This window comes from Mycobacteriales bacterium, from assembly GCA_035995165.1.
Classification (GTDB): Bacteria; Actinomycetota; Actinomycetes; order Mycobacteriales; family CADCTP01; genus CADCTP01.
The window spans coordinates 105,796-121,793 of record DASYKU010000096.1 but is presented as its reverse complement, the minus strand read 5'-3'; the positions used below and the strand labels follow the sequence as shown (position 1 = coordinate 121,793).

Here is a 15,998-nt window from a genome sequence, read left to right as displayed (position 1 = left end):
GTAGGGCGCGGAGGGAAGACGCCGCCGGGGGGCGCCGGGCCGGGAGGACGCCGCCGGGGGCGCCGGGCCGGGAGCGAAGCATCAGCACAGTAGGGTTCCGGAACCGACGTTCCCGACATCGCGGAGGTTCCGGCCGTGTTCGAGTCCGTGCTGGTCGCCAACCGCGGCGAGATCGCGGTCCGGGTGATCCGCACCTGCCAGCGCCTCGGGGTCAAGGCCGTCGCGGTCCACTCCGAGGCCGACGCGGGCGCGCTGCACGTGCGGCTGGCCGACGAGTCGGTCGAGCTCGGACCGGCGCCCGCCGCGCAGTCGTACCTGGACATGACCCGGGTGCTGGAGGCGGCCCGGGTCAGCGGCGCCCAGGCCGTCCACCCCGGGTACGGGTTCCTGGCCGAGAGCGCCGAGTTCGCCCGCCGGGTCACCGACGCCGGGCTGGTCTGGGTCGGGCCCGCGCCGGAGGCGATCGAGGCCATGGGCGACAAGGTCGCCGCGCGCAAGGCCATGCAGGCGGCCGGGGTGCCGGTGGCCGCGGGCACCGACCCGCTGCCGGACGCGGACGCCGCCGCCCGGGCCGCGGCCGAGATCGGCTACCCGGTGATGGTCAAGGCCGCCGGCGGCGGGGGCGGGATCGGCATGGCCGCGGTCGCGGACGAGACCGAGCTGCGGACCGCGTACGAGACCGCGCGGACCCGGGCCGAGCGTTTCTTCGGCTCGCCCGCGGTGTTCCTGGAGCGCTACCTGGCGCACGCGCGGCACGTCGAGGTGCAGGTCCTCGGGCTGGCCGACGGCCGGGTGCTGGCGCTGGGGGAGCGGGACTGCTCGGTCCAGCGGCGGCACCAGAAGGTGGCCGAGGAGACGCCCTCGCCCGGGGTGTCCGACGCGCTGCGGGCCGACATGCTGGCCGCCGCCGTCCGGGCCGCCGAGGCCGTCGACTACCGCGGCGCCGGCACCGTCGAGTGCCTGGTCCCGGCGGACTCGACGGGCGAGTTCTTCTTCCTGGAGATGAACACCCGGCTGCAGGTCGAGCACCCGGTGACCGAGCTGGTCACCGGCGTCGACCTGGTCGAGGAGCAGCTCCGGGTGGCCGCCGGCGACCCGCCGGCACTGGACCCGGACGACCTGCCCGCGCCCCGCGGCCACGCGATCGAGCTGCGGGTCTACGCCGAGGACCCGAAGCGGTTCCTGCCCGGGCCGGGAAAGATCACCCGCTGGGAGGAGCCGTCCGGCGAGGGCGTCCGGGTCGACTCCGGATACGCGGAGGGTGACACGGTCACGCCGTACTACGACCCGCTGATGGCCAAGCTCTGCGTCTGGGGGCCGGACCGCACGGCCGCGCTGGCCCGGGCCCGGATCGCGGTCGCCGGTTTCGTGGTCGAGGGGCCCAAGTGCAACCTGCCGTTCTTCACCGAGCTGCTGGAGTCCCCGGACTTCGTCTCGGGCTCGTACGACACCGGGCTGATCGCGAGGATGCGCGCGTAAGGCTGGGTAGTCTCAATCCGACGACACAGGAGGGTTCCGTGGCCGACGAGATCCGCGCCGAGATGGTGGCGAACGTGTGGAAGGTCGTCGCCTCCGCCGGCGACACCGTCGACGACGGGGACACGCTGGTGATCCTGGAGTCGATGAAGATGGAGATCCCGGTGCTGGCCGAGTCGGCCGGGACCGTGGCCGAGATCGCCGTCAACGAGGGCGACGTGGTCCAGGAGGGCGACCTCATCGCCCGGGTGGAGTGAGCTCCCGCGCGTAGGTGACCAGGGAGACGTCCGGTTCCGGGCTCCAGTCCAGGTCCGGGGTACGGGCGAAGCCCAGCCGCAGGTAGAGCCGCCCCGCCGTGGCCATGCCGGTCTGGGTCGACAGTCGCAGGATCCGGACGCCGTCGCGCTCGGCCCGCTCGACGCACCAGCGCACCAGCGTCTCGCCGACGCCCTGCCCGCGGGCGTCCGGATCGACCACGAGCATCCGGAAGTCGGCCTCGTCCGGTGCCGTCGCGGTCTCCGCGTACGGAGTGCCGTGGCCGGCGTACGTCACCGTGCCGAGGATCCGGTCGCCGTTGCCGACCGCGACCATCAGCTCGGCCTTCTCGGCCCGGGCGGCGGAGTCGCGCAGCAGCGGCAGGTAGTGCGAGCCGGTCCGGATGTACCCCTCCGCGAGGTACACCCGGACCGTGAGCTCGCCGATCTGCTCGTACTCGTCCGGTCGGGCGGCCCTGATCAGCACCGCCCGAGCCTAACTAGGTGGTGGCGCGGGGGCCGTCCGAGGTCAGCTCCGCCAACGGCTCGACCCGGGGGTCGCCCGCGTCGGCGTGGTAGTCCGAGGGCTCGGTCTCGTCCAGGCCCTCGGTGCCCTTCATGGTCCGGAACACGAACGTGAGCAGGACCGCGACGACCAGGTTGAGCACGAACGCGGTCATCCCGATGTAGCCGAGCTTCTCGAACACCGGCACGTTCGCGATCGAGGCGCCGAAGTGCGCCAGGGTCGGGCTGCTCTGGTTGTAGGCGACGACCGTGCCGTAGATCATGCCGACGGCCCAGCCGATCAGCAGCGCGTACCGGTGCAGCCAGCGGGTGTAGAGGCCGACCACGATCGCCGGGAACGTCTGCAGGATCCAGATCCCGCCGAGCAACTGGAAGTTGATCGCGTTCTGCCGGTCCAGCGTGAGCACGAAGACCAGCGCGCCCAGCTTGACCACCAGCGAGACGATCTTGGAGACCGAGGCCTGCTTCGCCGGTGACGCGTCCCGCTCGAAGTACGCCCGGTAGATGTTGCGGGTGAACAGGTTGGCCGCCGCGATCGACATGATCGCCGCCGGCACCAGCGCCCCGATCGCCACCGCCGCGAACGCGATCCCCGCGAACCAGCTCGGGAAGCTGTCCTCGAAGAACTGCGGCACGACCAGCTGCGCGTTCGGCTTGCCGTCCAGCCCGATCGGCTTGGTCCCGGCCGCGATCGCCGCGAACCCGATCAGCGCCAGCAACCCCAGCACCAGCGAGTACGCCGGGAGGATCGCCGCGTTGCGCCGGATCACGTTGCGGCCCTTGGAGGACAGCACCGCGGTGATCGAGTGCGGGTACATGAACAGCGCCATCGCCGAGCCCAGCGCCAGCGACCCGTACGCCAGGTATTGCGCGGAGGACGGGATGAACGAGCCGGTCGGTTTCCCGGTGGCCGGGCTGAGCGTCGCCATCTTCTTCTGCGCCGCGTCGAAGGACGTCCCGAAGCCGATCTTCACCGCGATGTAGACGACCGCGACGATGACCACCAGGTAGATGAGGAAGTCCTTGACGAACGCGATCAGCGCCGGCGCCCGCAGCCCCGACGAGTACGTGTACGCGGCCAGCACCGCGAACGCGATGAACAGCGGCAGGTCCCGGGCGACCACGTTGTCCGAGCCGCCGATGCCCATCACCTCGAGCACGGCCTGGATGCCGACCAGCTGCAGCGCGATGTACGGCATCGTGGCGAGGATGCCGGTGACCGCGACCGCCAGCCCGAGCCCGCGGGAGCCGAACCGGCCCTGCACGAAGTCGGCCGGCGTCACGTACCCGTGCCGGTGCGAGACCGACCAGAGCCGCGGCATGAACACGAAGATGATCGGATAGACCACGATCGTGTACGGCACCGCGAAGAAGCCGCTGACCGCACCCGTCGCGTACATGGCCGCGGGGACCGCGACGAACGTGTACGCGGTGTAGAGGTCCCCGCCGAGCAGGAACCAGGTCACGAACGTGCCGAAGCCGCGGCCGCCCAGACCCCACTCGTCCAGGCTGGACATGCTGGCCGCGCGCCGCCACCGGGCCGCGGCGAAGCCGACCCCGGTGACGAACACGAACAGCACCAGCACGATGGTCAGCGCGACCCAGTTGACGCCGGTCACCGGTCACCACCCCCACGCCGGGCGTTGTTGATCAGGAAGTACGCCACCGTGGTGCAGCCGGAGGCGATGAACACCCAGAGCAGCTGGTACCAGTAGAAGAACGGGAAGCCCCACAGCCGGGGCCCGTCCTTCGCGTAGCTGCCCACCCAGAGCAGCGCGACGACCGGTGCGAGCACCAGGATCGTCACCGCGACTTTCACACCCGTCGGGAGATGTGCCCGATCGGTCCGGTCAGGTTCGGCCACCTGGACCTCCTGCATGCGACGTTGAGACCCCACCCCGTGCGGCCGGGACGTTACTACTGCGCATCGCCGATTTCGGGAGGTCACGCGCCCGCCGGTGCCGGTCCTGCGCCGGACGGCGGGAGCTATGCGCACCAGTGTCGCCGTTCGTACAAATGGCGGGCAAAAGGTGCTGCTCCGGGCGGCGTACTGGTTGCGGTTGTATACCAAAGCCTCTTCTGGATCGAGTAGGCCCACATTGGGTCTGCCCCAACGGACATCCGATCACTAAGGTCCGTCTCGCGCCCCCCGGTCGGGTGTGGTCGCCGGGGCACGCGGCCGTACTGCGTGGTCAGGGGGGTCAACCTGATGCGTCCATTCCGTCCACTAGTCCTGGTGGCGGCGGCGGCGACGAGCCTTGGGCTCGCGCTGCCGGCGACCGCCGCACCACCTACCGCCGCGGCAACAGGGGGTCTGTCCGCGAACACGGTGGCCCAGATCGATGCACTCGCCCAGGCGAAGCTCGCTCGCACCGCCACCCAGAAGAAGGTCGACTCGCGGCTGCTCGCCGCGGCCGCCCAGAGCAGCGGCCGCGCCGTCGCCAGCGGGGTCGGCATCCTCGCGACCGGCGTCAGCACCGACAAGCAGGGCCGCACCGCGGTCGACGTGCTCGGTGACAGGAAGGCCGTCGCCACCGCGGTCGCCGCCGTCGGCGGCCAGATCGTCGCGACGTCGAAGGCCAACTCCACCCGCGCGGCCGTGCCACTGGCCGCGGTCGAGTCGCTGGCCGGCAAGGCCGGCGTCACCCGGGTCGAGGTCGCCTCGCAGGCCATGCTGGCCAACGAGGGCGGCCGGGTCGCCCCGGCGACGAAGGAGCAGCTGGCGACCGCGCTGCAGAAGCGTCTCTCCGACGCCCGGACCAGCGCGAAGCCGGTCGCCAAGGCCGCGGTCACCGCGGTCGTGAACCAGGGCTCGGTCGTCTCCGAGGGCGACAAGGCGCACGCGGCCGACGCGGCCCGGACCCGCTTCCGGGTCACCGGCACCGGCGTCAAGGTCGGCGTGCTCTCCGACGGCGTCGACTCGCTCGCCGCCTCGATCGCCTCCGGCGACCTGCCCGCGGACACCCAGGTGCTGCCGGGCCAGGAGGGCTCCGGCGACGAGGGCACCGCGATGATGGAGATCGTCCACGACCTCGCGCCGAACGCGCAGATCACCTTCGCGACCGCGTTCACCAGCGAGGAGAGCTTCGCCGACAACATCCGGGCGCTGCGCGCGGCCGGGGCGGACATCATCGTGGACGACGTCGTCTACTTCGACGAGTCGCCGTTCCAGGACAGCGGCCCGGCGCAGGCGGTCATCGACGTCACCAACGACGGCGCGCTCTACTTCAGCTCCGCCGGCAACGAGAACAACGTCGACGACAACGACGCCGGCAACTGGGAGGGCGACTACCAGCCCGCCGGCGCCACCATCGGCAAGTTCGCCGGCGAGGCGCACGACTGGGATCCGGGCCCGGGCATCCAGACGCTCGACCCGGTCTCCGACAACTCCGCGGGCGTGCCCACGATCCTGCAGTGGAACGACCTCCAGGGCCACTCCGGCAACGACTACGACCTCTACGCGGTCGACGGCGCCGGCAACGTCCTCGCGGCGTCCAACGACACCCAGGACGGCGACGACCTGCCGTTCGAGGGCTTCAACCTGCCGAGCGGCACCGTCGGTCTGGCCGTGGTGAAGTTCAGCGGCGCGAACCGGTACTTCCAGCTCAGCCCGTTCCGCGGCCACTTCGTCGACCGGCCCGGACTGAAGGCGTTCAGCACCCCGGGCGTCACCCGCGGCCACTCGGCCGTGCCGGCGGCGTTCAGCGTCGCGGCGGTGCCGGCGGCGGTGGCCTTCGGGCGGGAGCTCCTGCCGGGGCTCACCAACCCGACCGGGCCGTTCCCGAACGCGTACACCCGGACGCAGACCACGGAGCGCTTCACCTCCGACGGCCCGCGCCGCGTGTTCTACAACCCGGACGGCACCCTGATCACGCCGGGCAACCTCACCTCGACCGGCGGCACCGTCCGGCTCAAGCCGGACATCACCGCCGCGGACGGCGTGAGCACCTCGGTGCCGGGCTTCTCGCCGTTCTTCGGCACCTCCGCGGCCGCTCCGCACGCCGCGGCGATCGCGGCGCTGATCGTCTCGGGCAACCCGGGCATCAGCCCGGCCGAGGTCCGCTCGGCGCTGACCGGCACGGCGATCGACATCGAGGCCCGCGGCTACGACCGCGACACCGGCTTCGGCATCGTGATGCCGCAGCGGGCACTGGCGAGGACCGGTGCCACCCCGCAGCCGCTCGCGGTCGCGGGTGACCCGGTGGTCACCACGACCACCGACGGCGACACGTTCGTCGAGCCGGGCGAGTCGGCGACGGTCACGATCCCGGTCACCAACCGGGGCGACGGACCGGCCACCGGCGTGAGCGTCCAGGTCAGCACCTCGACCCCGGGCGTCACGGTCCGGCCGGCCACCCGGTCGTACGGGAACATCGCCGTCAACGCGACCAAGACCGTCGGAGCCTTCACCCTGACGGTCCCGGCGAACTTCCCGCTCGGCGGCACGATCACGCTGAACATCCGGGTCAGCTTCGCCGGGGCGCTGTCCCCGCAGACCGTGGCGAAGTCGATCACGGTCGGCCAGCCCGGTCCGGTGCAGAACTTCGCCTACGCCGGTCCCGTCGTCGCGATCCCGGACAACACCCCGGCCGGGGTCGACGTCCCGGTGACCGTCGCGGGCGTCGGCAACGTCGCCCGGGCGTCGTTCTCGGTCGACGGTGCGACCTGCACCGACCTGCCCGGCGCGACGGCCGTCGGCATCGACCACACGTTCGTCGGTGACCTGATCGGCACGGTGGTCGCGCCTGACGGCACGACCGTCACGCTGTTCGACGCGCAGGGCGCCGGCGGCAACAACATCTGCCAGGCCGTGTTCGACGACTCGGCGACCGCGGTATTCGGGTCCACCGCCGCGCCCTTCACCGGGACGTGGAAGCCGGACTCGCCGCTGTCGGCGCTCAACGGGCACGCCGGCGATGGCACGTGGAAGTTCCACGTGTCCGACAACGCCGGGCTGGACATCGGCTCGGTCCGGGCGTTCTCGCTGCACCTGAGCGGGTTCGTCGCCTAGCGACGCACAAGCAGCACGGGAGGGGGGCGGCCGTCCGGTCGCCCCCCTCTCCGCGTTCTGTGGGACGCTCGGTGTCGATGTCGACGCTGCTGGAGCTGCTGACCGAGCACACGGACCTGCCGGCCGAGGACGTGACGCACCTGCAGCGGCTGGTGGCGGAGTGGCAGCTGCTGTCGGACCTGTCCTTCGCCGACCTGCTGCTCTGGGTGCCGATCGGGGAGGACGAGTTCCTCTGCGTGGCGCAGGTACGGCCGACGACCGGGCCGACCGCGTACCTGGACGACCACGTGGGGTTGCGGCAGTGCGACCCCGAGGCGGTCCCGCAGCTGGTCGCGACCCGCGAGGGCCGCATCTTCCGGGAGGCCGACCCGGAGTGGGACGGCCCGGTCGCGGTGCGGCGGGAGGCGATCCCGGTCCGCCGGTACGGCGGGCAGCCGCCGATCGGGGTCGTCGGCCGGGACACCAACCTGGTCGCCACCCGTGGTCCGTCCAAGCTGGAGCTGGCCTACCTCGGCGCCGCCAACGACCTGTGCCGGATGCTGGCCGAGGGCAACTTCCCGGCGCCCGGCCAGGACGAGGTGCACACCGGCCCGCGGGCCGGGGACGGGCTGATCCGGCTCGACGCCGACGGCCGCGTGGTCTACGCCAGCCCGAACGCGCAGTCGGCGTACCGGCGGCTCGGCGTGACCGGTGACCTGGTCGAGGACGAGCTGGCGCCGCTGACCCGGCAGCTGTCCCGGGACGCGCTGGAGGGCAGCGAGATCGCGGGCCGGATCAAGGCCGCGCTCGCCGGCGAGGCGCCGGCCCGGATGGAGGTCGAGGCCCGGGGCGCGATCGTGCTGTTCCGGGTGCTGCCGTTGCATCCCGAGGGGGAGGCCGCCGGGGCGCTGGTGCTGGTCGGCGACGTCACCGAGGTCCGCAACCGGGACCGGCAGCTGCTGAGCAAGGACGCGACCATCCGGGAGATCCACCATCGGGTGAAGAACAACCTGCAGACCGTGGCCGCGCTGCTGCGGCTGCAGGCCCGGCGGGTGGAGTCGGCGGCGGCCCGGACCGCGCTGGAGGAGTCCGTCCGGCGGGTGTCCTCGATCGCGATGGTGCACGAGACGCTCGCGGTCTCGCTGGACGAGAAGGTCGACTTCGACGGGATCGTGGACCGGCTGCTGCTCTCGCTCGGCGACGTGGCCGGGGCCGGGACCCGGGTCCGGCTGAACCGGCAGGGCGCGTTCGGGATCCTCGTCGCGGACGTGGCGACGCCGCTGGTGATGGTGCTCACCGAGACCGTGCAGAACGCGGTCGAGCACGGGTTCCCGGAGGACACCGACACCGGGACGGTCACGGTCACCGCGTACCGGATGGGGCGGCGGGTGCGGGTGACGATCGCCGACGACGGGGCCGGGCTGCCGCCGGGGTTCTCGCTCTCCGACAGCGACCGGCTCGGCCTGCAGATCGTCCGCGCGCTGGTGACGGCGGAACTCGGCGGCACCATCGCCGTACGCCCCCGCGCGATCGGCCGCGGCACCGAGGCGGTCCTCGACGTCCCCCTCCACCGCAAACACTGACCCACCCGGCCGACGGTGGTGCCGGGTGTTCGGACAGGGGACGGCCCGGCGCGTGAGCGCCGGGCCGTCGTGACGACGTTGGGGCAGTTATGCCATTCGTGCGCGAGCAGCGCGAGCACCACGCCGCTTGAGAGCACGACGCTCGTCCTCGCCCATCCCACCCCAGATGCCGGCGTCCTGACCGGATTCGAGCGCCCAACTCAGGCACTCGTCGGTCACTGGGCAACGACGGCATACGGCCTTGGCCGCGTCGAGCTGCACGATGGCGGGACCGGTGTTGCCGATCGGAAAGAACAGCTCCGGGTCCTCGTCGCGGCAGAGCGCTCGGTGGCGCCAGTCCATTGCGTAACTCTCCTCGCATCGCATGTTGGTCGCGATCCGTACCCGTGGTTAACGAGTACGAATCAGTCCCCCGCTTGTGAATTCTTTCACGAGTGACCTCGGTGTCAAGACTGTTCTCGGTCACCAGGTCATACCCGCGAGTGACGTCCCGCCGTTGCGGTGACCCGGAGTAGCCTTCCAGCCTGGCCGTGACGGCACAATGGGCTACTCGGGGTATTTCAGGCCACGATCTCCGGGGGCCTGATCACGTAATGCGATCAGACAATGACCCGCAGCACGTCGGGAACCGACCGGAATCGCACCGACTCCCGCTCGCCGAGCCAGTCGCCGTCCACCTGCAGCGCCAGCGGACGGCTCGCACGGAGGGTGAACTCCGCCAGGTCGTGCACTCTGAGCAACCGTCGGCTGCGTGGCGGCGACGACCCGAGCAGCGCCCGCCGAACGTAGCGCAGAGTGAGCAGGATTCCCATACTCCTGGGCGCGAAAAGGTCCAGTCCGGCGTCGAAGGACGCTTCCGGGCTCGGCTGCACCGGACGCTCCCCGAGGTACGTCCAGGGCGCGGTGTTGGTCACCAGCGCGAAGTGCAGGTGGTCGACCGGTTTCTGCCCCGGCCGTTCCAGCGTGATCGCCGGGTGCCGCCGGTCGACCGTGGCGTAGTGCGTGAGCGCGGCCCGGACGAACCGCGCGTGCGACGGCGGGTCGCCGGCCCGCCGCCGCTTCTCGATCCGCCGGACCACGTCGGCGTCGAAGCCGAGGCCGGCGTTGAAGGTGAAGTAGCGGTCGTCGGCCAGCCCGAGCCCGATCCGGCGGGTCCGCCCGGCTCGCAGCGCCTCCAGGATCGCGCCGGTCGCGTCGAACGGGTGCGTCGGCAGGCCGACCGCGCGGACGAAGACGTTGGTGGAGCCGCCGGGCACGACCGCGAGCGCCGGCAGGTCGTCTTGCGGGCCGTCGGTGAGCAGCCCGTTCACGACCTCGTTGACGGTCCCGTCGCCGCCGAGCGCGACGACCACGTCCAGGCCCTCGCGCATCGCCCGGACGGCCAGCGCGGCCGCGTGCCCGCGGTGGCTGGTCTCGACGACCTCGACCTTGAGCTCGCTGGCCAGCGCGCGCTTGAGCACCTCGCGGCTGCGCGGGGTCGTCGTGGTGGCCTTGGGGTTGACCACCAGGAGAGCGCGCACGTCCAGCAGCTTAGGTCCCGCCCGCTACCGGCCGCCCGGCTGCCGGTCCGCGGCCGCCGGTAGGGTCGTCGTGTGGCGGAGGGAGAGCCGGCCCGGGCGCCGCGGCCCGTGCTCGCCGCGTCGGCGCTGGTCGTGGTCGAGGGCGCCGCGCTGCTGGTGTTCGCGATCGTCAACGTCGTGCTGACCGCGTCCTCCGACGCCGGCAGCGTCCCGCTCGCGCTCGGCGGCGCGCTCGTGCTGGCGATCTTCGGCGGCATCCTGGTGCTGCTGGCCCGGGCGCTGCGCGCGCTCAAGCCGCCGGCCCGGTCGCCGGTGATCGCGGTGCAGATCGTCGCGCTGCCGATCGGCTGGACGCTGACCACCGGCAACGCGCGGCCGGAGATCGGCCTGCCGGTGCTGGCGCTGGCGATCGCCGTGCTGGTGCTGCTGTTCAGCACGGCCGAGGCCCGGGACTCGCTGACCCGGGAGCGCTTCATTCGTCCTGAGTGAGCCGCTCCCGCAGCTGGGCCAGGGTGCGGGCCAGCAATCGGGACACGTGCATCTGGGAGATGCCGAGCTCGGCCGCGATCTGGGACTGGGTCAGGTTGCCGAAGAACCGCAGCATGAGGATGCGCCGCTCCCGCGGGGCAAGCGAGTCCAGCAGCGGCTTGATCGACTCCCGGTACTCGACGCCCTCCAGGGACAGGTCCTCGGCCCCGAGCGTGTCCGCGACCGACAGGCCGCCCTCGCCGTCGCTGGCCTCGATGGACACGGCCGTGTACGCGTTGGCCGACTCCAGCCCCTCGAGCACCTCCTCCTCGCCGATCTTCAGGTGCACGGCGAGCTCGCCCACGGTGGGGGAGCGGCCCAGCGTCTGGGTCAGGTCGGAGGTGGCCGAGGACAGCGAGGCGCGCAGCTCCTGCAGCCGCCGCGGCACCCGGACGGTCCAGCCCTTGTCCCGGAAGTGCCGCTTGATCTCGCCGACCACGGTCGGCGTCGCGTACGTCGAGAACTCGACACCACGCTCGGTGTCGAACCGGTCCACGGCCTTGATCAGCCCGATGGTGCCGACCTGGACCAGGTCGTCCAGCGGCTCGCCGCGGCCGGCGAACCGGCGGGCGAGGTATTCCACCAGCGGCAGGTGCATCTCGACCAGCCGGTCGCGGACGCGCTGCCGGGCCGGGTCGTCCTCGGCCATCCCGACGAACGTGCCGAACAGCTCGCGGGCGAGCTCGCGGTCGTTGCGGGTGCGTTCGCTGCGGGTGGAGTCGTCGCCGGCGGTGGCGATGCTGCGCGCGCTCATCCCTGACCGCCGTGCTTGCGCAGGGTCACCGAGACGGTGTTGTCCTCGGCGACGTCGGTGTCGACGTCACCGGCCAGCGCGGTCAGGACCGTCCAGGCGAAGGTGTTGCGCCGGGGCACCCGCCCGGTCCGGCTCGGCACCCGGACGGTGACCGTGAGGGACCGGTCGGCCAGCGAGAACAGGCAGGTCATCGCCGCGCCGGCGACCGCGTCGGGCAGCAGCAGCGCGCACGCCTCGTCGACTGCGATGCGGAGGTCCTCGATCTCGTCGAGGGTGAAGTCCAGCCGGGCGGCCAGGCCGGCGGTCGCCGTCCGCAGCACCGACAGGTACGCCCCGTCGGCCGGGAGCCTGAGCTCGACCACGTCCTCGCTGCGGGCGGCCGCGGCCGCCGTCGCGGTTCCTGCGTCGTCGGTCACCTGGTGCCCTCCCGAGCGGCGTGTCGCCTGTTCGCCGCGCAGGGTACGCAGGTCAGCCCGAGTCCCGCTCGGCGGGGTTGGGCACGTTCCAGCGGTGCACGGCGGGCTGGCCGTGCTCGCTCCCGAGCAGGCACGGGCTGGCCGGACCCAGCACGAACAGTGAACCACTGCTCACGGGGAGTCCCAACCATCGGGCGGCCAGAACTCGGCTGAAATGACCGTGCCCGACGGTCACGACCGGCCCGGTCTCCAGCGCGGTACGGATCCTGACCAGCATCCGGTCGGCCCGGGCGCCGACCTCGGCCGCGGTCTCGCCGCCGGGCGGGTCGCCGGTCCAGATCGTCCAGCCGGGCCGGGTCTTGCGGATCTCCGCGGTGGTGACGCCCTCGTATTCGCCGTACGCCCACTCGGCCAGATCGTCGGTGATCTCGATCGTGCAGGTCTCGGCCAGGCCGGCCAGCTCGGCGGTGCGCTGAGCCCGCCCGCGGGGGCTGACGAAGACGGTGGCCGGGCAGACCTCGGCCAGCAGGGGGCCGAGGGCCCGCGCCTGCCGTTCGCCCTGCCGGGTGAGCGGGACGTCGGTCGTGCTGGTGTGCCGGCCGGCGCGGGACCACTCGGTCTCGCCGTGCCGGACGACGCAGAGCTCGTCGGGCGCAGGCGCGGCCGGCACCGCAGAGGTGCCGGCCGCGTCCAGAAGGCTCACGAGAAGCCCCTACGCCTGCTTGGTCTCCCAGAAGATCTTGTCGATCGCCGCGATCTGGTCGAGCAGTGCCTGGCCCTCGGCCGGGTCGACCGAGCCCTTGCCGCCGGCCGCGCCGGCCGCCTTGGTGGCCTTGTTGAACAGCTCGTGCAGCTGCGGGTACTTCTCGAAGTGCGGGGGCTTGAAGTAGTCGGTCCACAGCACCCAGAGGTGGTGCTTGACCAGCTCGGCCCGCTGCTCCTTGATGATGAGCGCCCGGGTGCGGAACACCGGGTCCTCGTTCGACTGGTACTTCTCCATGATCGCCTTGACCGACTCCGCCTCGATCCGCGCCTGCGCGGGGTCGTAGACGCCGCAAGGCAGATCGCAGTGCGCGTACGCGACAGTGCGAGGCGTGAGAAGCCGGGACAACCGCATCGGGTGAACCTCCGAATCGCTGTCATGATCGTGCCGTGCCGACCCTACCCCGCTGGCCCGTCCGGAGGGTCCGCGTGGTCGGCCCGTCGATGGTGCCTACCCTGCGAAATGGGGACGCACTCCTCGTCCGGCCGGGCGGATCCGTGCGGCCCGGCGACCTCGTCATCGCCCGCTTCCCGGCCGGTCCGGACCTGCTCGTGGTCAAGCGCGCGATCCGCCGCGAGGGCGCGGGCTGGTGGCTGGAGGGCGACAACCCGTTCGTCACCGACGACAGCCGCGCGTACGGCCCCGGCACCGTCCTGGCCCGGGTCGTGCTGCGGTACTGGCCGCTGCGCCGGCTTCAGCAGCACTAGCGCGACGAGCGCGGCCACGGCCCCCAGCGCGGCGTGCGCGTCCAGCAGCGGCAGCAGCCCGACCGGGTCGGCCAGCAGCCCGGCCAGCAGCGTCCCGGCCGCCTGGGCCGCGGCGCCGACGGCCAGCACCAGCCCGAGCACCCGGCCCCGGTACGCGTCCGGGGTGCTGCCCAGCGCCACCGTGGTCAGGCCGGCCAGGCCGGCCGAGATCGGCAGCCCGACCACCACGAACAACGCGACGTAGTACGGCGGTGCGGTGGTCAGCGCCGGGCCGTTCCAGATCGCCAGGCAGACCAGGGAGAAGCCGAGGCAGCCGCCGGTGACCAGCGCCCGGGGCGAGACCCGGCGGGCGAGCGCGCCGAGCACCATCCCGCCGGCGATGCCGCCGATCGCCTGCACGCCCCGCAGCAGCCCGACCTCGGCCCCGCCGCCGCCGAGCCGGCGCAGCACGAAGACCACGAACAGCACCACGAACATGCCCTGGGCCAGGTCGATGAGCACCGCGACCAGCACCGCGCCGACCAGCCGCCGGTCGGACCGGATGACCGCCAGCCCGGCCAGCAGCTCGGTCGCCGCGCCGGCCGGCGCCGCCCGTGGGACCGGCGCCGGCGTCCAGCCGACGAGCAGGGCCGCCGCCAGCGCGAAGGTGACCGCGTCGGCGATCACCACCCCGCCCAGCCCGTACGCCTGGAGCAGGACGCCGCCGAGGGCGCCGCCGGCCAGCCGGGCCACGTTCGCGGCCACCCCGAGCTGGGCCGCGGCCGCGGTCAGCTCGTCCGGCTCGACCGTGGCCGGCATCAGCGCCTGCCGGACCGGGTCGTTGACGGTGGACAGCACGGCCTGGGCCGCGGTCACCAGGTAGACGATCCAGAGCGTGCCGCGGCCGTCGACCGCGAGCAGCGGCAGCAGCAGGACGCCCTGCGTCAGCCCGGCCGCGATGAGCAGCCGGCGCCGGTCCCAGCGGTCGGCCAGCACCCCGGCCAGCGGCGCGGCCACCACCGCCCCGGCCAGCTCCAGCAGGAACACCGTCGAGGTGGTGAGGGCCGAGCCGGTCAGCTGCAGGACGTACACGGGCAGCGCGATCAGCAGCAGCCAGTCGCCGGTCTCGGAGACCGCGCCGGCGCTCCAGAGCCGGGCGAACGCCGGCCGGCGGCGGACCAGCATCACGACGCGTCCGGCCGCAGGAACGCGGACAGGAACAGGTGCACCGGCCGGGCCCCGGCGGGCGCGTCGTCCCGGGTCGCGGCGAGGTACGGCCGGATCGCCGCGTCCAGCCGGGCGCTCAGCTCGAGCAGCTCGGCCGGCGTCAGCAGCAGCCCGTACGTGCTCAGGTCGGCGCTGCGGCGCCACTCCTCGGGCAGGTCGTCCTCGCCCCGCAGGTAGGCCCGGGCCAGCCGGTTCTCCTCGTCCAGGCGGATCGCCGCGAAGGTCTGCAGGGCGCCGCGGGCGGCCGGCTCGGCCGCGATCTGGGAGAAGTCGAAGCCGGTGGCGGCCGCCCGCCAGGGCCGCTCGCGCCCGTCGGCCGCGTCCTCGGCCCGCTCGACGAAGCCGAACTTCTCCAGCTGCCGCAGGTGCCAGCTGCAGTTGGAGGGGGAGGCGCCGACCGCCTCCGCGCACTCGCTCGCGGTCCGCGGTCCGACCGCCATCAGGTGCGACAGCAGCGCGGTCCGGACCGGGTGGGCGAGCGCGGACAGCATCCGGACGTCGCGGACCTCGCGCCGGTTCTCGGGCCGGGCCATGAGCCACCTCCTGAAAGAGTCCTTTCACATCTGACCACGGTCAGAGACGGATGTGAAGGGGTTCTTTCGGACCTGGCGGAGTTCGGACCGGCCGGAGTTCGGACCGGCCGGAGTTCAGACCTGCCGGAGGGAGGCGTAGAACGCGCGGCACTCGTCGTACGTCGGCAGCAGGCCCTGGTCCGCGGCCTCGGCCAGCGTCGGGGCCGCGGTGTCCTTGGCCGAGAGCAGCACCTCCAGGTCGTCCGGGATCGGCAGCGCCAGGGCCGGGTCGACCGGGCTGATGCCCTTCTCCCGGCCGGGGTCGTAGCCGGTGGAGCAGAGATAGGACAGCACCGTGTCGTCCTCGAGCGCGACCGCGCAGTGCCCGAGCCCCTCGGAGAGGTAGATCGCGCGGAAGTCGCGGTCGTCGAGCCGGACCACGTCATGCTGCCCGTACGTCGGTGAGCCGATCCGGATGTCGATCACGATGTCGAGCGCGGCGCCGCGCGGCACGTAGACGTACTTGGCCTGGCCGGGGGGCAGCAGCGAGAAGTGCACACCGCGCACGACGCCCCGCTTCGAGGCGCTGTGGTTGGTCTGCACGACCTGCACCGGGTGGCCGATCGCGTCGGCGAGCACGTCCCCGCGGAACGGGTTGACGAACAGCCCGCGCTCGTCCGGGAAGACGTCCGTGCTGATCTCGTAGGCGTCCGGGATGCTCAGTTCGCGCACCTTCACGTGGGCAACCTAACAGCGGTGCCAAA

General features: G+C 72.6%; 17 protein-coding genes and 1 pseudogene. 6 read left to right on the top strand and 12 right to left on the bottom strand.

Annotation, left to right across the window (positions count from 1 at the left end):
• Positions 1 to 135 precede the first annotated feature (135 nt).
• Both VGP36_16495 and VGP36_16490 read left to right on the top strand, forming a co-directional pair.
• On the top strand, positions 136 to 1,479 hold the full coding sequence (locus tag VGP36_16495) for a biotin carboxylase N-terminal domain-containing protein (protein ID HEV7656315.1): 1,344 nt from the start codon (positions 136 to 138) through the stop codon (positions 1,477 to 1,479).
• A gap of 62 nt (positions 1,480 to 1,541) precedes the next feature.
• Positions 1,542 to 1,733, top strand: coding sequence for a biotin/lipoyl-binding carrier protein (locus VGP36_16490; protein HEV7656314.1), 192 nt, complete (start codon positions 1,542 to 1,544; stop codon positions 1,731 to 1,733).
• Here the strand turns inward: VGP36_16490 and VGP36_16485 are convergent.
• The 3 genes from VGP36_16485 to VGP36_16475 are packed head-to-tail and all read right to left on the bottom strand — an operon-like array spanning position 1,714 to position 4,074.
• On the bottom strand, positions 1,714 to 2,217 hold the full coding sequence (locus VGP36_16485) for a GNAT family N-acetyltransferase (GenBank protein ID HEV7656313.1): 504 nt from the start codon (positions 2,215 to 2,217) through the stop codon (positions 1,714 to 1,716). The two genes, VGP36_16490 and VGP36_16485, sit on opposite strands and share 20 nt — an antisense overlap.
• A gap of 13 nt (positions 2,218 to 2,230) precedes the next feature.
• Entirely contained in the window at positions 2,231 to 3,874 is a 1,644-nt protein-coding gene (locus VGP36_16480; GenBank protein HEV7656312.1) for a sodium:solute symporter, read from the bottom strand.
• Positions 3,871 to 4,074, bottom strand: coding sequence for a DUF3311 domain-containing protein (locus VGP36_16475; GenBank protein HEV7656311.1), 204 nt, complete (start codon positions 4,072 to 4,074; stop codon positions 3,871 to 3,873). Before VGP36_16475 ends, VGP36_16480 begins: the two co-directional genes overlap by 4 nt.
• 417 nt (positions 4,075 to 4,491) lie before the next feature.
• Here VGP36_16475 and VGP36_16470 point away from each other — a divergent pair, with 417 nt between their 5' ends.
• Positions 4,492 to 7,266 carry a S8 family serine peptidase gene (locus VGP36_16470; protein ID HEV7656310.1) on the top strand — a complete coding sequence of 925 codons (2,775 nt, stop codon included), beginning with the start codon at positions 4,492 to 4,494 and terminating at the stop codon, positions 7,264 to 7,266.
• A 77-nt stretch (positions 7,267 to 7,343) separates the two neighbouring features.
• The gene (locus tag VGP36_16465; protein HEV7656309.1) at positions 7,344 to 8,828 is read left to right on the top strand and encodes a histidine kinase N-terminal domain-containing protein; all 1,485 of its coding nucleotides are present in this window, start codon (positions 7,344 to 7,346) and stop codon (positions 8,826 to 8,828) included.
• An 87-nt stretch (positions 8,829 to 8,915) separates the two neighbouring features.
• Here the strand turns inward: VGP36_16465 and VGP36_16460 are convergent, their stop codons facing one another.
• Together VGP36_16460 and VGP36_16455 are read right to left on the bottom strand one after the other, a co-directional pair.
• Complete coding sequence (locus tag VGP36_16460) at positions 8,916 to 9,170, bottom strand: WhiB family transcriptional regulator (protein ID HEV7656308.1); 255 nt, start codon at positions 9,168 to 9,170, stop codon at positions 8,916 to 8,918.
• A gap of 257 nt (positions 9,171 to 9,427) precedes the next feature.
• Positions 9,428 to 10,348 carry a diacylglycerol kinase family protein gene (locus tag VGP36_16455; protein HEV7656307.1) on the bottom strand — a complete coding sequence of 307 codons (921 nt, stop codon included), beginning with the start codon at positions 10,346 to 10,348 and terminating at the stop codon, positions 9,428 to 9,430.
• A 72-nt stretch (positions 10,349 to 10,420) separates the two neighbouring features.
• On the opposite strand from VGP36_16455, the gene VGP36_16450 reads away from it, so the two are divergent.
• A complete protein-coding gene (locus tag VGP36_16450; GenBank protein ID HEV7656306.1) occupies positions 10,421 to 10,837 on the top strand; it encodes a hypothetical protein in 417 nt (138 codons plus the stop codon).
• Here the strand turns inward: VGP36_16450 and VGP36_16445 are convergent.
• Genes VGP36_16445 through sodN form a run of 4 tightly spaced genes read right to left on the bottom strand, consistent with a single transcriptional unit; the run spans position 10,821 to position 13,163 of the window.
• Positions 10,821 to 11,630: an RNA polymerase sigma factor SigF gene (locus tag VGP36_16445; protein ID HEV7656305.1), complete on the bottom strand. Its 810-nt coding sequence runs from the start codon at positions 11,628 to 11,630 to the stop codon at positions 10,821 to 10,823. The genes VGP36_16450 and VGP36_16445 overlap by 17 nt on opposite strands.
• On the bottom strand, positions 11,627 to 12,046 hold the full coding sequence (locus VGP36_16440) for an anti-sigma regulatory factor (protein ID HEV7656304.1): 420 nt from the start codon (positions 12,044 to 12,046) through the stop codon (positions 11,627 to 11,629). The genes VGP36_16445 and VGP36_16440 overlap by 4 nt, the downstream gene beginning before the upstream one ends.
• A gap of 52 nt (positions 12,047 to 12,098) precedes the next feature.
• On the bottom strand, positions 12,099 to 12,749 hold the full coding sequence (locus VGP36_16435; GenBank protein HEV7656303.1) for a histidine phosphatase family protein: 651 nt from the start codon (positions 12,747 to 12,749) through the stop codon (positions 12,099 to 12,101).
• 9 nt (positions 12,750 to 12,758) lie between these two features.
• Positions 12,759 to 13,163, bottom strand: a complete 405-nt coding sequence (sodN, locus tag VGP36_16430) for a superoxide dismutase, Ni (protein HEV7656302.1) — start codon at positions 13,161 to 13,163, stop codon at positions 12,759 to 12,761.
• An 89-nt stretch (positions 13,164 to 13,252) separates the two neighbouring features.
• Between sodN and VGP36_16425 the strand changes: the two genes are divergently transcribed.
• Positions 13,253 to 13,516: a S26 family signal peptidase gene (locus VGP36_16425; protein HEV7656301.1), complete on the top strand. Its 264-nt coding sequence runs from the start codon at positions 13,253 to 13,255 to the stop codon at positions 13,514 to 13,516.
• On the opposite strand, the pseudogene VGP36_16420 reads toward VGP36_16425, so the two are convergent.
• The 3 genes and pseudogenes from VGP36_16420 to rfbC form a co-directional block, all read right to left on the bottom strand.
• Positions 13,517 to 14,680, bottom strand: a pseudogene (locus tag VGP36_16420) (MFS transporter).
• A complete protein-coding gene (locus VGP36_16415) occupies positions 14,680 to 15,255 on the bottom strand; it encodes a winged helix-turn-helix domain-containing protein (GenBank protein HEV7656300.1) in 576 nt (191 codons plus the stop codon). The pseudogene VGP36_16420 and the gene VGP36_16415 overlap by 1 nt, the downstream one beginning before the upstream one ends.
• Before the next feature lie 114 nt (positions 15,256 to 15,369).
• Positions 15,370 to 15,972, bottom strand: coding sequence for a dTDP-4-dehydrorhamnose 3,5-epimerase (rfbC, locus tag VGP36_16410; protein HEV7656299.1), 603 nt, complete (start codon positions 15,970 to 15,972; stop codon positions 15,370 to 15,372).
• Between the last annotated feature and the right edge of the window lie 26 nt (positions 15,973 to 15,998).

Excerpts from the sequence above, each read along its gene's own strand:
- VGP36_16490 (HEV7656314.1), top strand. The coding sequence starts at position 1,542 with ATGGTGGCGAACGTGTGGAAGGTCGTCGCCTCCGCCGGCGACACCGTC.
- VGP36_16465 (HEV7656309.1), top strand. The coding sequence starts at position 7,344 with ATGTCGACGCTGCTGGAGCTGCTGACCGAGCACACGGACCTGCCGGCC.
- VGP36_16460 (HEV7656308.1), bottom strand. The coding sequence starts at position 9,170 with ATGGACTGGCGCCACCGAGCGCTCTGCCGCGACGAGGACCCGGAGCTG.
- VGP36_16445 (HEV7656305.1), bottom strand. The coding sequence starts at position 11,630 with ATGAGCGCGCGCAGCATCGCCACCGCCGGCGACGACTCCACCCGCAGC.
- sodN (HEV7656302.1), bottom strand. The coding sequence starts at position 13,163 with ATGCGGTTGTCCCGGCTTCTCACGCCTCGCACTGTCGCGTACGCGCAC.
- VGP36_16425 (HEV7656301.1), top strand. The coding sequence starts at position 13,253 with ATGGTGCCTACCCTGCGAAATGGGGACGCACTCCTCGTCCGGCCGGGC.
- VGP36_16415 (HEV7656300.1), bottom strand. The coding sequence starts at position 15,255 with ATGGCCCGGCCCGAGAACCGGCGCGAGGTCCGCGACGTCCGGATGCTG.